We start from the raw sequence: 13957 nt of genomic DNA, 5'->3' as shown, positions 1-13957 counted from the left end.
TTTGACAAATTTTTACAAACAACGACATCGTGAATTTATTAACATATAATTATGTCGGTATATTTACAATTAGGAGTGTGGGTTGCGTGTTGGACTGGGAGAAAGTTGAACAAGAGTATTTAACAGATCGTCACTTCCATCTTACATACTGTGAGGATGGGTACGATATCGAAGGAAGCGTTTGGAAAAAGAAAAATAGTCAGGGATGGGATGTATTATTTTCTGATAACTTTCATGATCTAGGTTCATCAGATACATCAGAAGATATAGTTATCTTTCATTATGAAAAAGATGAACTGGATGTAGAAGAGATTAACAATCTGTTTGCCAGTTGGGTAAATGAGGTCTTGTTACCTCGTGCTAAGGATAAGTCGCAATATAAATATCAGGAGATGTAAGAATAGAATGGAGGATGCACGTTTCATATGTTCAAAAAGATAACAGCGCTACTATTAGCTATAGCTGTATTTACTGGTTGTGTAGGGATTTCTGAAGTGGCTTCTGCCAAAGAATTTAAAACACAATCAAGTCCTGTTGTGGACTCCAAGAATAAAGTTGAATTAAAGAGTAATAAAGAAAAAAGAGTTGCACCAATTGTTGCTAGAATTATTGTGTCAGCCGCAGGATATGCCGTCAAAAAACTTGGAAAAAAGGTAGCAGATGATGTTTGGCCGGTAGTCAAAAGAAAGCTAGATGATTTGTTAGAAAAAGCTGAGGATATCTCGATAAAAGGCCCTGGTGGCGGAGAAAGGGTCTTTGCAATATTCGATAAAAATAAAGAAATTTTCCGTTTGGATGCTAAGTTATTAAAAAAACCGGATGGCTATTACCTGTGGGTTCATTACCATATTACCCCTGATATGTCTGAACATCATGATATTGCTGAAATTTATATGGGCAAAAATAAGCCAGCCGGATGGTAATGCATATCTTTTTTTGATAGGTAATCTGACCAAATATTTCCTGGTGTGTACTCTTTAAGTGACCTATGCACAATTAGTTAGGTTAAAAATGCCGACAAGAGTAGTAATTCATTTTAAAATTCCCTCGCTACGGCGGGGATTTTTTTCGTTCTGTCGAGTGATACAGGATAGGAATGTCCTTGGGACTGTAAAATATTCTGTGTAAACTCACAAAACCTATTACAATAAAAGAAAGGTTGGTTTGAGAGGATGACACCTATGGCGAGATTTAGTAAGGAACAAGTGAAGGCGTTTGTGAAGGAAAACAACCTCAAGACGATGGACGATGTGCAGTCGGCACTGAAGGAACTGTTTGCAGAAACGCTGCAGTCGATGCTAGAGGCGGAGCTTGACACGGAACTCGGCTATGAAAAGCACGATGTGAAGCGAAAGAAAACAACAAACAGCCGTAACGGGAAGACAAAGAAGACGGTGACAAGCGAATACGGCGAGGTGGAGATCGCGGTGCCACGTGACCGTAATGGCGAATTTGAGCCCGTTATCGTGAAAAAGCATCAGTCTACCGTTACCGGCATTGAGGACCAAATTATCGCCATGTATGCCAAAGGTGTCAGCACACGGGATATTCAGGACCATCTGAACCATCTGTATGGAATTGACGTTTCTCCTACCATGATCTCCAATGTGACGAATAAGATCGTGCCACTCATCAAAGAATGGCAGAACCGACCGCTACAAAGCATCTATGCGGTTGTATTTATGGACGCCATTCACTACAAAGTCAAGCAAGACGGTGCTATTGTGAACAAAGCGGCTTATATGGTCATTGGCATTGATTTGGACGGCAACAAGGACGTATTAGGCATGTGGATTGGAGAGAATGAATCCTCAAAGTTCTGGCTGAGCGTACTGAACGACTTACGGAACCGTGGGGTTCAGGACATTCTCATCACCTGCGTGGATAACCTAACGGGCTTCTCTCAGGCCATCTCTGCCTGCTATCCGAATACGGAGATCCAAAAGTGCATCATTCATCAAATCCGCAACTCGACCCGTTATGTTTCTTATAAGGATCTTAAGAAAGTGACGGCGGATTTAAAGCCAATCTACAAAGCGGCAACAGAAGAGGCTGCCTTACTGGAATTGGATCGTTTTGAGGAAACATGGGGTAACAAATATCCCCTCATCGTTCGCTCTTGGCGTACCAACTGGGACGAGCTAGCTACTTTTTTCAAGTATCCACCAGAGATTCGTAAATTGATCTATACGACCAATATGATTGAGAGTTACCACGGCAACTCCGGAAGGTGACGAAGGGCAAGAGCATTTTCCCCACCGATGAAGCCCTGCTCAAAATGCTCTATTTGGCTACCATGGACGTCACCAGGAAGTGGACTGGACGAGTGCAGAACTGGGGGCAAATGCTCCTCCAGCTCTCCGTTTTCTTCCCGGATCGGATCGGCCAATACTTACGCTAGTTTTTTATTCCAAAAGGGTTTACACAAAATACTGGACAGACCCATGTCCTTTGAAGAATCCCTTAACATAAATTGTAAGTTAGGGGTAAATAAAAATGTTCGATGAGCGAGTTGCAATCCCCTAACCTATTTCTCATCCACCCAAAACAATTTTAAAACAGCTCCAAAACAGTCGAGCCAGCAAAAATCGCCCATTTGCACAAATAACAAAACCCGACAGTAACGACATACTCAAACAGCAAATCCTTGAAAACTAACGGTTTTTCCTGTTTGGTGAAGCTGTACTTGCATATCATGAACCCTGCGATGCCCGAAGCAATTGACAGGAGGTCTTCCATATTTCTCTCCCCCTTAGAACAGACAAGCGTACGTGCCATCAAAAAAGCTCAACACATATTGGTAATTTATTCTACATAAGAATATAAGGCCCTGCACAATCCTGCATCATCTAGGCGCTGGCGCGAATCAAATTTATACCGTTATCCACAACCAAAGCACCTAAAAGGTACCACGAGCAACTTGCAAGCTCCTTCTGAATCACTGGCCAAAATCTACCACCGTAAATCATAGCATCGAGTCTTTGCCATAAAGTATCGCTAAAAAGCACGCCCCCAAAGCACGGTCCCAAAGCACGCCCCCAAAGTACGGCCCTAGAACACGGCTCCAAAGCACGGCTCCAAAGCACGGCTCCAGAGCACGGCCCCAGAGCACGCCCCCAGAGCACGGCTCCAAAGCACGGCTCCAAAGCACGCCCCCAAAACATGCCCTCAAAGCACAACTCCAAAGCACCGCCCCAACCCATCCCCCACCCCCCACGAAAGATTAGTCAGACTTATTTACAAATTGCGAATTATTCTGTTAATATGTAAGAAAGTGCTTAGCCAGCTTGCGATTGTAAGGAGGTAGCACTCCGAACGTCCCGCATGGCCGGTCCGTTAAGCATGATAAAAGTGGGGTTTTTGATTTGTTTGATAAAGATACCATTTATATCGTGGGCGATGCGCAATCTTCATCCAACAATCCGATAACGCAGCAGTTCAGTGCTTTTTTTATCGGGTTGGTCGTGGATACTACCAACGACAAAATCGTAGATGCGGCTTGTTCGTCTACGGTGCAACTGACGTCTGACTTTGCCCGGTCGATTTTTATCGGCCACTCCATCTTTGCGTCAGAGGAGATTGGGGAAGAGATTCGCTATCGGTATTTTGGATCTTCGCAAAAAACATTGATTGCTGCATTCAAGGATGCGCAAAAGAAGTACAAACAGGCTGTTTCCGCGAGAAGTAAAGCAGAAGTCACCAAGTGAATAAGAAAACAACTGCTGCTTTATTTATTCGTATGCACGGCATACACGTAAGTAAAACCCAGCAAATGCCATGAGGAGTGTGCATTTGCTGGGTTTTTTGCTTATAGGGAAAGTCCGTCGCTTCCGCCCGGGATGCGAACAAAACAGCTTTTGCCCACCAGCTTGTTCACGGATTTCTGAGTTAAAGGAGGAGAGTCCTTGCTATCTTTTGTCTTCCGCAGATTTATCTCCATGATCGTTACGCTGTGGCTCATTGTTACCGTTACTTTTTTTCTGATGCACGCGGTGCCCGGGTCGCCTTTTGAAAAAGAAGGAAAAGCGCTGAACGCGACAGTGGAGCAAAACCTCAACGCCTACTACAACCTGGATAAGCCGCTCGTTGTCCAATATGTTTTGTATTTGCAAAAGCTGGTGCAGTTTGATTTGGGGCCGTCGACGGCGAATGCTTCCGATACCGTCAACAAAATGATTGCCCGCGGTTTTCCGGTTTCGTTCCAGCTTGGGGTGATTGCCGTCGTGTTTGCCATTTTCTCGGGGGTGGGGCTTGGCGTAGTTGCTGCGTTGCGCCATAACCGTTTGATTGATTACGCCGCGATGGTGATTGCCGTTCTCGGGATATCCATTCCCAGCTTTGTCGTCGCGCCTTTGCTGATTAAATATTTGGCTGTCGAGTGGAAGCTGCTTCCGACAGCGACATGGGGATCGTGGCAGCATGTGGTGATGCCTGCGCTGGCGTTGGCGTTTGGGCCGATTGCGATTATCGCTCGTCTGACGAGGACAAACATGCTGGAGATATTGACGCAGGAGTATATCGAAACGGCCAAAGCAAAAGGGCTGAAGCCTGCCACGATTGTGTTCAAACACGCCTTGCGCAATGCGATTTTGCCCGTCGTCACGCTGCTTGGTGCGCTCATCGCCAACGTGTTGACAGGGAGCTTTGTCATCGAGAAAATTTTTGCGATTCCGGGGATGGGCAAATACTTCGTAGCGGGGATTATCAACCGCGACTATTCCGTCATCATGGGTACAACCGTGTTTTACAGCGCCCTGCTGATTTTCATGATGTTTGTCGTCGACGTTTTGTACGGCATTATTGATCCGCGAATCAAGCTACATCGAAAGGAGAGCGAAGGATGATCGTTTCTGACGACTTGTTTATCCCGATGCGCAAAGACAACCTCAATTCGGAAGCGATTGTGCGACCTCAACTGACATTCTGGCAGGAAGCCTGGCAGCGGCTGAGAGGAAACAAGCTTGCTTTGATGGGACTTGTCATCATTATTGTGCTCGGCGTCATGGCTACCATTGGTCCTTTGATATCGGGACACGAGTATGCCAAACAATCCATTCTCATGAAAAACAAAGCGCCGTCCGCGACGAACTGGTTTGGTACCGATGATTTCGGACGCGATGTATTTACCCGTGTATGGTACGGGGCGCGCATTTCCTTGTTTGTCGGTTTTATGGCTGCACTCATCGACTTTTTCATCGGTGTCTTGTATGGCGGAATCGCTGGTTATTTGGGTGGGCGAGTCGATAACATCATGATGCGCTTCGTCGACCTCCTCTATGGATTGCCTTATTTGCTGGTGGTCATTTTGCTGATGGTAGTCATGGGGCCAGGGCTTGGAACGATTATCGTCGCGTTGAGCGCTACGGGCTGGATCGGTATGGCTCGGACCGTTCGCGGACAGGTGCTGCAAATGAAAAGCTCCGAATACGTGCTGGCGGCAAAGACGATGGGAGCGAAGCCGTTTTACATCATTCGCAAGCATTTGCTGCCCAATACGATTGGCATCATTATCGTCTACGTCACTTTGTCGGTTCCATCCGCGATCTTTGCGGAGGCGTTTCTCAGCTTCCTCGGCCTCGGCGTGCAGGCTCCGATGGCGAGCTGGGGCGTGATGGCCAACGACGGGCTTTCGACCATTTTGTCCGGTCACTGGTGGAGGCTGTTTTTCCCGGCCTTCTTCATTTCATTGACGATGCTTGCGTTCAACGTGCTCGGTGATGGCTTGCGCGATGCGTTCGACCCGAAGGCAAGGAGGTAGACGATGTGGAGAAAACGGAAAAATTGCTGGAAGTAAGCGGTTTGCGCGTCACGTTCAAGACGCACGGAGGAGAAGTGAATGCAGTCCGTGACGTGAGTTTTTCCTTGAACAAAGGGGAAACGTTGGCGATTGTCGGCGAGTCCGGCTGTGGCAAAAGCGTAACGGCCAAAAGCATCATGCGCCTCGTACCTGAGCATATCGGAAAAATCGCTGGCGGCAGTGTGATGTTCAAAGGCAAGGACTTGGTTGCGTTGCCGGAAAAAGAAATGCGCGAGCTGCGCGGACGGGAAATTTCCATGATCTTTCAGGACGCCATGACCTCGCTCAACCCGACCATTTCCATCGGAGAGCAGATCATGGAAGGGATCATTCGCCATCAAAAAGTCGCCAAGAGCGAGGCGAGGCGGCAGGCTATCGAAATCCTGACGCTGGTCGGAATCGCCAACCCGGAAAGCCGTCTCAAGCAGTACTTGCACCAGTTCAGCGGCGGGATGCGTCAGCGGATCATGATTGCGATTGCGCTTGTTTGTCGACCGTCCATTCTCATAGCGGATGAGCCTACGACCGCACTCGACGTTACGATTCAGGCGCAAATCATCGACTTGTTCAAAAGCATTCAGCAAAAAACAGGGGTATCCATCATCATCATTACGCACGACTTGGGCGTCGTCGCCAAGATTGCCGATCGGGTCAACGTCATGTACGCGGGCAAAGTGGTAGAGTCGGGGCCTGTACGCGACATTTTTTACAATCCGCAACATCCGTACACGAAAGGCTTGCTCGCGTCGATGCCGCGTCTGGATGCGGATCGCTCGATACCGCTCAGTCCGATTCCCGGCACTCCGCCTGATTTGTTCGCACCTCCGCTTGGATGCGCGTTTGCGGCGCGCTGCGACTATGCGCTGGAGGTGTGCCGGAACTATCAGCCGGCGGAAACGAACGTGCACAACAAGCACTCCGTATCCTGTTGGCTGCAAGATCCGCGTGCGAAAAAAGTACTGGCCGCCATGCAGGCGCCGACGGGAACTTGAGTCGGCGGCACCGGGCAGCATCTGACAGCACCTGGCAGAGATAGTGAGGCTCGCCATCTGGTGTAAAAGAGGGTGTCGTCTATCGGCGCTATCCTTTTACGACATATAAAAACTATAAGGGGGAAGAAAAAAGTGAAAAAACTATCGACTATCCTGCTTTCCGCTTCACTGGCTGTTTCCGTGTTCATGGCCGGATGTAGCTCGGGGCAAGCGCCAGCGAACAACGAATCGGCACCGCCTACGGAAAACAATCAGCAGACGCCTTCGCCAGAAGACCAAGCGGCAAAGCTTTTGCTCCTGAACAACATCAAAGAGCCTACCTCTTTGGACCCGCCGCTCGGATTTGACGAGCCGTCCTACAACATTTTGAACAACCTGATGGAAGGGTTGACGCGCCTGGACGAGAACCAGAAGCCGCAGCCGGCAGCAGCTTCCGAGTGGAAAATTTCCGAGGACGGCAGGACGTACACGTTTACTTTGCGCGACAACAAATGGAGCAACGGCGAGCCAGTAAAGGCACAAGACTTCGAGTACGCCTGGAAGCGCATGCTTGACCCGGCGCTTGCCTCTCCGGCTGCCTTCCTCGCTTTCATTATTGAAGGGGCAGAAGCATACAACAGTGGCAAAGGCTCTATTGACGATGTAAAAGTAAAAGCACTGGACGACAAGACATTGGAAGTCGTACTGGCGCAGCCTGCTTCCTGGACGTTGCTTCTGGCGTCCAACCCGGCGTTTTTCCCTGTGCACAAGGCGACAGTGGAAAAAGACCCGAAGTGGGCGGCTGAGGCTTCTACCTTCGTGGGCAACGGGCCGTTCAAGCTGACGGAGTGGAAGCATGACAGCGAATTGAAAATCATGAAAAACGAGAACTACTGGGATGCGGCAAACGTAACGTTGGCCGGCGCTGTCTGGAAAATGATCGACGACGAGAATACCGAGTACCAAATGTTTACGAACGGAGAGCTGCACAGAACTACAACCGTTCCGGCAGACATGGCTGACCAACTGTTCAAGGAAGGCAAAGTGTACGTAAGAGACGGCGCAGGCACCGAGTTCTACCGCTTCAATGTGACCAAGGAGCCGTTTGACAACGCCAATATCCGTAAAGCGTTCAGCCTGGCGATTGACCGCCAGACTTTGGTTGACCACGTGTTGATGCGTCAGCAAAAGCCGGGTACCGGATTCGTTTCCTTTGGCTTGCCGGATGCCAACGGCGCGGGTGATTTCCGTCAGGTAGGCGGCGACCTGGTGAAGTTCGACGCAGCAGAAGCAAAAAGGCTGCTGGAGCAAGGGATGAAGGAAAAAGGCTACACCACCTTGCCAGAAGTAACGCTCACCTATCGCAGCGGCACAGCCAACGAAAAAACAGCCCAGGCCGCTCAGGAAATGTGGAAGCAAACGCTGGGTGTAGATGTGAAGCTGCAAAAAGTAGAAGGGCAAGTATTGACCGATATGCAAAAGAAACTGGAATACCAGATCGCCCGTTCTTCCTGGTTGCCTGACTTCGGGGATGCGATCAACTTCCTGGACATCTTCCAGTCGAAAAACGGCAGCAACCGCACTGGCTGGGCTAATGCGGAGTACGACAAGCTGATCGAAGGCGCGTACAAAGAGCCAGACGATGCCAAACGTCTGCAAATGCTGCATGACGCTGAAAAAATCTTGCTGAACGAGGCGCCAGTAGCTCCACTCTACTTCTACAACACTTCGCTTTTGACCAGCGACCAGGTCAGCGGAATCCAAAGCTCTTCTCTCAGCTACACGGATTTGAGAAAAGCGGTCGTGAAGTAAACTAAGTTGGCCGGGAGAAGTCATTTCAGGCGGATGGAATGACTCTCCCCCCTTTTTTGCTGAATTTTTCAATAGTGCTATAATTTAGTTTGTCTTAGCGAAAAAATACAGATAAAGAAAGCACACGTGCTAGAAAAGATGGAGGAAAATATGATTATTCAAGCCATCGAAGTGAAGAGAATTTCTGTTCCGCTCAAAAAACCGTTTAAAACGGCATTGCGCACGGTGAACAGCCTGGAGTCCGTACTGGTCAAAATCACGTGCGACAATGGCATGGTTGGGTGGGGAGAGGCTTCCGCTACGGTCGTCATTACCGGGGACAGTATCGAGAGCATCGAGTCCGCTATTTTGAACACGATGAAGCCGCAACTGATCGGCCTCAACCTGGTTGCCTACGAGCGCGTTTTCCAGACATTGCACCAATCCATGGTGGGAAACACGAGTGCCAAGGCGGCGGTGGACATCGCGCTGTACGATCTGATTTCCCAACGGGCGGGCATGCCGCTGTACCAGTTTCTCGGCGGGTACCGCGACCAGTTGGAGACCGACTATACGGTCAGCGTCAATTCGCCAAAAGAAATGGGCGAGGATGCAGCAGCTTATTTGCAGCAAGGCTTTAACGTGCTGAAAATCAAGGTGGGCAAGGACAATATCGAGGATGACATTTTGCGCATCCAGGAAATACGCAAATCCGTGGGCAATCAGGTGAAGATTCGTCTTGATGCCAACCAGGGATGGAACGTGAAGGAAGCGATTCAGTCGATTCGCAAAATGGAGGACATGGGACTGGGCATCGAACTGATTGAACAGCCTGTAAAAGCGCATGATCTGGAAGGCTTGAAGCGGGTTACAGATTCGGTCGATACGCCGATCATGGCTGACGAAAGTGTATTTTCGCCGGCGCAGGCGCTGCAGGTTTTGCAAAACCGCGCAGCCGACATGATAAATATCAAGCTGATGAAGGCGGGAGGCATTTTCAAAGCGCAATTGATTAACCAGTTGGCTGAAGAACACGGCATTCCATGCATGGTTGGCAGCATGATCGAATCGCGTCTGGCCGTATCGGCGGCAGCGCACTTCGCAGCCAGCAAGAAAAACATCACCCGCTTTGACTTCGATGCTCCGCTGATGCTGTTGCACGATGGCATTGATGGCGGCGTGACCTACGAGGGCCGCCTGATGACCATGCCGGAAGCGCCGGGACTCGGCATCCGTTCGGTCAGCTTGTGGGAAGGGGGAGAACAGGAATGAAATCAGCAATCGTATCCGTTTCGGTCGCGACTGTATGGACAAAGCCGGAATCTCCACGTGACATCGATCAGGCGGCTATCGCCGTTCCGGTTGACGCGCGCGGCTGGCTGCAGTCGCTGTCTGTCGACGAAAAGCTTGGCTTTTACGACAACAACGCCATTCAGACGCAAGCGCTGTTCGGCACTCGCGTAGAAATCGTCGAGGAGCAGGGGGATTGGGCGCACGTCCTGATCCCGGAGCAATCGACCAGCAAAAACGAGATCGGCTATCCGGGCTGGATTCCGTCACGCCAGCTTTCTCCATGGTCTGCTGCTTTTGACGTACAGGATGGGCAAAAGCTGGCGATGGTGACGGCGGCCTTTAGCCGTTTGCACACGCTGGAGCGAAAGCCGGGCATCGAGCTTGCGTTCCTGACCAGGCTGCCGCTCGTCGAGGACGGCGCCGAGTGGGTGAAGGTAGCGGCACCGGACGGCGAAGCGCTTTTGCCAAAAGCAGACGTAGCGATCGTACGCGCAAACGAGCCGATCGAGCTGGCTGGCAACCGCGGCGAAGCCATCGTGGAGGCCGGCAAGCGTTTCCTCAACCTGCATTACTTGTGGGGAGGCATGTCCTCCTACGGGTATGACTGCTCGGGCTTTGCCTACAACATGCACCGCTCCGTAGGCATTCAGATTCCCCGCGACGCCTCCGATCAGGCGAGAGACGGCCTGCTGGTGGAAAAAGCGGATTTGCTTCCGGGCGACCTGCTGTTTTTTGCCCATGAAGAAGGGCGCGGCAGAGTGCATCACGTCGGCATTTACATGGGCAATGGCGAAATGATTCATTCGCCTGACTCGCGCAGCGCCATCGAAATCGTCAAGCTGGATGGCTACAAGCTGAAAAAGGAGCATGCAATCTCCAGACGATACTGGTAAAAGGATAACGGGGGAGGATTGGCCAGATGGAAAGAAAAAAGCTGGTCCAGGTAAAGAACCTGACAAAAACCTTTACGCTTGGCAAAGGACTCTCGCTGAAGGCGGCTGACGACGTCTCCTTTGACATATACGAAGGGGAGACATTTGGACTGGTAGGCGAATCTGGCTGCGGAAAATCAACGACAGGCCGCACTATCATCGGTTTGTACCAACCGACCTCCGGGGAGGTGCTGTTCGACGGGCTGAACGTGCACAAAGCCTCTGCGGGCGAGCGGAGCAAGATTACGAGAAACATCCAGATGATTTTCCAGGACCCGTACGCGTCACTGAATCCGCGAATGAACATCGCCGAAATTATCGGAGAAGGTCTGCAATTGAACGGGCTGTACAAAGGCAAGGAGCGGGCGAAGCGGGTCATCGAGCTGCTGGAAATGGTCGGTTTGCAAAAAGAGCATGCCAACCGTTTCCCGCACGAGTTCAGCGGAGGGCAACGGCAACGGATCGGGATCGCCCGGGCGCTTGCCGTCAATCCGAAATTCGTCATTGCGGATGAGCCGATTTCGGCATTGGATGTTTCGGTACAGGCACAGGTGGTCAATCTGATGAAAAATTTGCAGCGGGAGCAAAACTTGACCTACTTGTTCATCGCCCACGACCTCGCGATGGTCAAGCATATCAGCGACCGGATCGGCGTGATGTATTTGGGCAACATGGTCGAGATGAGCACGAGCGAAAAGCTCTATGAATCCCCCAAACACCCGTACACGCAAGCATTGCTGTCGGCCATTCCCGTCCCCGATCCCGATCTGGAAAAAAGCCGTGAGCGGAAGATTATCGAAGGCGATGTCCCAAGCCCGATCAACCCGCCCAGCGGCTGTGTGTTTCGCACGCGCTGTCCGGTGGCAAAAGAGGTGTGCGCCCAGAAAAAGCCTGTCTGGCAGGAAGTGGACACCAATCATTTTGCTGCTTGTCATCTTTATCAATAAAAAGCATATCGCTGTTACAGCATTCGACATTTTTCTTCAGCCGTCCCTCATGCAAGGGATGGCTTTTTGTCGAGCGGTCGCGTTTCTATATTAAGGAAGGTTTACCAGCAAGGATTTAAGGGGAGAACTGTTAATATTCTGTAAACTGGCAGGAATCAAACAAGTTTTGTCGAAATACGGTTACAGTAAACAACTTCGTAACTCGCCTAACTTCATCGTGAACTCCCATTCCAGAGAAGTGAGGGTTGCATATGACTTTGAGTACCTCCTCATTCCATTCCACTCCCCGTCGCTGGCGGGAAGTAGAAACACAGTTGGGAATCGTCGTGCCCAGGTCGCTCCGATCTGACACTTCCGCCCTGCTGTTTTTGGAAAGCGTCGCTGCAACACCCATGTTGGACAAAGAAGAAGAGTTGGCGTGCCTGATTCGCTATCAGCAGCACGGCGATATGGAGGCACGTGAAACGATTGTGCGCGCGTATTTGCGCTATGTTGTCAGTACAGCCTTGCGCCATTTGAAAAGAGGAATGCCTTTCCTGGATCTGATTCAGGAAGGCACGATTGGATTGTTTACCGCCATAGACAAATTCGATGTGGGACGCGGCGTACGTCTCTATCATTACTCGCATTGGTGGATTTCCCAGGCGATCACCCGTGCGATCAACGACAAAGGCACCTTGATCCGCATTCCTGTCCACATGCATGAACAGATTCGCCAATATCAAAAGCAAGTATTGCATCTGATTCACGCTCTGAACCGCACCCCGGATCGACACGAGATTGCAGGACTGCTCGACATACCGTTGGAAAAAGTCGACGCGATCGAGCAGGCGCTGATGATGAAAATGGAGTCGATTGATGCCGAGCTGGACAGCGAAAAATGGCAGGCAGAGCATGACGAAGAATGTCTCAGCTATGCCGAGATCATGGACGATGGATTGTCCTCGCTGGACGACTGGATTGAAAAGGTGGACTTGCGTTCGCAAATGCATGCGGCATTGGAACGGCTCAGTCCCCGCGCCCAGGAGATTATCTCCATGCGCTACGGCCTTCACGACGACCATGTGTACACGCTGGAGGAAGTGGGCAAAATGTTCGGCCTGACCCGCGAGCGAATCCGCCAGATAGAAGCGACGACGATTGACCGACTGCGAACGCAAAAAGCGTCGAAAGTGTTGAAAGACTATTTGACCTGATGTCTTCACCAGCCCCCTCTTTTTTGGAGGGGGTTTTTTTGCATGGAAACGTGCAAGTGTCAGTTCAAACAGCGGAAGGCGCGTACGTTCGTCTTCTTGTGGTAAACTGATAGAGGCAGTTTGATTTTTGCATGGAAGAAGGAGGATCGCCAGATGAGCGATTATTTGATAAGAGCAACCGGATTCAACGGACATGTGCGGGCTTTTGCCGCGCGCACAACAGGGATTGTAGAAGAAATGCGCCGTCGCCACGACATGTGGAACACAGCAACCGCTGCGACAGGACGCACATTGACGGCGACTTTGATGATGGGCGCCATGTTAAAAGGAAACGAAAGCCTCTCTGTCAAAATAAAAGGGGGAGGGCCGATCGGCCAGATCGTCGCGGAGGCCAATGCCGATGGAGACGGCATCGCCTACGCTACCAACCCGCAGGTTCATTTTGAGCTGAATGAAAAAGGCAAGCTGGACGTTGCGCGCGCAGTCGGGACAGATGGCTTCGTGTACGTGACGAAAGATCTTGGACTGAAAGAGCCGTACCAAGGCAGCTCGCCGATCGTCTCCGGAGAGATTGGCGAAGACATCACGTACTACTTTGTGACGTCGGAGCAAACGCCGTCTGCCGTAGGGGTGGGCGTGCTGGTCAATCCGGAAGATCGCTCCGTTTTGGCGGCTGGCGGGTTCATTCTCCAGCTTTTGCCGAACACCCCTGAAGAAGTTGTGGCGAAAATCGAAGAACGGCTGGGGCAACTTCCGCAAGTATCCCGCATGATCGGCGAGGGGCTGACGCCAGAGGAAATTTTGGCGCGCGTCCTGGACGAGCCGAAGTACCTGAGCCGCACAGACATTCAATTCAACTGCAAATGCAACGAGGACAAAGTCATCCAGGCTCTGATTAGCATGGGACGTGAAGAGATGGAGAGTCTGCTTGAAGAACAGGGCGAAGCGGAAGTTCACTGTCATTTTTGCAACGAACGATATCATTTTGACAGAACCGCGCTGGAAGACATCATGAAAGACATGTAGGCAA

At 50.6% G+C, this 13957-nt stretch carries 13 protein-coding genes and 1 pseudogene; 13 read left to right on the top strand and 1 reads right to left on the bottom strand.

The window, feature by feature from the left end; genetic code table 11:
- Positions 1-86: 86 nt before the first annotated feature.
- The 3 genes and pseudogenes from BA6348_RS01955 (at position 87) to BA6348_RS01945 (ending at position 2401) form a co-directional block, all read left to right on the top strand.
- On the top strand, positions 87-398 hold the full coding sequence (locus BA6348_RS01955; RefSeq protein WP_007786408.1) for a DUF3986 family protein: 312 nt from the start codon (positions 87-89) through the stop codon (positions 396-398).
- A gap of 27 nt (positions 399-425) precedes the next feature.
- Complete coding sequence (locus tag BA6348_RS01950) at positions 426-923, top strand: YpjP family protein (RefSeq protein WP_005833716.1); 498 nt, start codon at positions 426-428, stop codon at positions 921-923.
- A gap of 258 nt (positions 924-1181) precedes the next feature.
- Positions 1182-2401, top strand: a pseudogene (locus tag BA6348_RS01945) (IS256 family transposase).
- Between the two features lie 152 nt (positions 2402-2553).
- Here BA6348_RS01945 and BA6348_RS01940 read toward each other — a convergent pair.
- Positions 2554-2739 (bottom strand): hypothetical protein, encoded by a 186-nt coding sequence (locus BA6348_RS01940; RefSeq protein ID WP_005833714.1) that lies wholly within the window; start codon positions 2737-2739, stop codon positions 2554-2556.
- 626 nt (positions 2740-3365) lie between these two features.
- On the opposite strand from BA6348_RS01940, the gene BA6348_RS01935 reads away from it, so the two are divergent.
- The 10 genes from BA6348_RS01935 to hslO all read left to right on the top strand — a co-directional run bounded on the left by BA6348_RS01935 (position 3366) and on the right by hslO (position 13953).
- A complete protein-coding gene (locus tag BA6348_RS01935; RefSeq protein WP_005833711.1) occupies positions 3366-3707 on the top strand; it encodes a DUF3870 domain-containing protein in 342 nt (113 codons plus the stop codon).
- A gap of 198 nt (positions 3708-3905) precedes the next feature.
- Positions 3906-4844, top strand: a complete 939-nt coding sequence (locus BA6348_RS01930) for an ABC transporter permease (RefSeq protein ID WP_005833709.1) — start codon at positions 3906-3908, stop codon at positions 4842-4844.
- Between the two features lie 26 nt (positions 4845-4870).
- The gene (locus BA6348_RS01925; RefSeq protein WP_369750419.1) at positions 4871-5758 is read left to right on the top strand and encodes an ABC transporter permease; all 888 of its coding nucleotides are present in this window, start codon (positions 4871-4873) and stop codon (positions 5756-5758) included.
- A gap of 5 nt (positions 5759-5763) precedes the next feature.
- Entirely contained in the window at positions 5764-6789 is a 1026-nt protein-coding gene (locus tag BA6348_RS01920) for an ABC transporter ATP-binding protein (RefSeq protein WP_005833705.1), read from the top strand.
- Between the two features lie 132 nt (positions 6790-6921).
- Positions 6922-8580: a peptide ABC transporter substrate-binding protein gene (locus tag BA6348_RS01915; RefSeq protein WP_005833703.1), complete on the top strand. Its 1659-nt coding sequence runs from the start codon at positions 6922-6924 to the stop codon at positions 8578-8580.
- 150 nt (positions 8581-8730) lie between these two features.
- A complete protein-coding gene (locus BA6348_RS01910; RefSeq protein WP_007787221.1) occupies positions 8731-9831 on the top strand; it encodes a dipeptide epimerase in 1101 nt (366 codons plus the stop codon).
- Positions 9828-10745 (top strand): C40 family peptidase, encoded by a 918-nt coding sequence (locus tag BA6348_RS01905; RefSeq protein ID WP_122953312.1) that lies wholly within the window; start codon positions 9828-9830, stop codon positions 10743-10745. The genes BA6348_RS01910 and BA6348_RS01905 overlap by 4 nt, the downstream gene beginning before the upstream one ends.
- Positions 10746-10771: 26 nt before the next feature.
- Positions 10772-11731, top strand: a complete 960-nt coding sequence (locus BA6348_RS01900) for an ABC transporter ATP-binding protein (RefSeq protein WP_005833696.1) — start codon at positions 10772-10774, stop codon at positions 11729-11731.
- A 251-nt stretch (positions 11732-11982) separates the two neighbouring features.
- A complete protein-coding gene (locus BA6348_RS01895; protein ID WP_007787227.1) occupies positions 11983-12927 on the top strand; it encodes a sigma-70 family RNA polymerase sigma factor in 945 nt (314 codons plus the stop codon).
- Between the two features lie 153 nt (positions 12928-13080).
- A complete protein-coding gene (gene hslO, locus BA6348_RS01890) occupies positions 13081-13953 on the top strand; it encodes an Hsp33 family molecular chaperone HslO (RefSeq protein WP_005833694.1) in 873 nt (290 codons plus the stop codon).
- The last annotated feature ends 4 nt before the right edge of the window (positions 13954-13957 follow it).

Source organism: Brevibacillus agri (assembly GCF_004117055.1).
GTDB lineage: Bacteria > Bacillota > Bacilli > Brevibacillales > Brevibacillaceae > Brevibacillus > Brevibacillus agri.
This window is presented reverse-complemented; position numbering and strand designations above follow the sequence as displayed.

Coding starts and splice junctions, on each gene's coding strand:
- BA6348_RS01925 (WP_369750419.1), top strand. CDS start 4,871: ATGCGCAAAGACAACCTCAATTCGGAAGCGATTGTGCGACCTCAACTG.
- BA6348_RS01895 (WP_007787227.1), top strand. CDS start 11,983: ATGACTTTGAGTACCTCCTCATTCCATTCCACTCCCCGTCGCTGGCGG.
- hslO (WP_005833694.1), top strand. CDS start 13,081: ATGAGCGATTATTTGATAAGAGCAACCGGATTCAACGGACATGTGCGG.
- BA6348_RS01905 (WP_122953312.1), top strand. CDS start 9,828: ATGAAATCAGCAATCGTATCCGTTTCGGTCGCGACTGTATGGACAAAG.
- BA6348_RS01900 (WP_005833696.1), top strand. CDS start 10,772: ATGGAAAGAAAAAAGCTGGTCCAGGTAAAGAACCTGACAAAAACCTTT.
- BA6348_RS01940 (WP_005833714.1), bottom strand. CDS start 2,739: ATGGAAGACCTCCTGTCAATTGCTTCGGGCATCGCAGGGTTCATGATA.
- BA6348_RS01910 (WP_007787221.1), top strand. CDS start 8,731: ATGATTATTCAAGCCATCGAAGTGAAGAGAATTTCTGTTCCGCTCAAA.
- BA6348_RS01950 (WP_005833716.1), top strand. CDS start 426: ATGTTCAAAAAGATAACAGCGCTACTATTAGCTATAGCTGTATTTACT.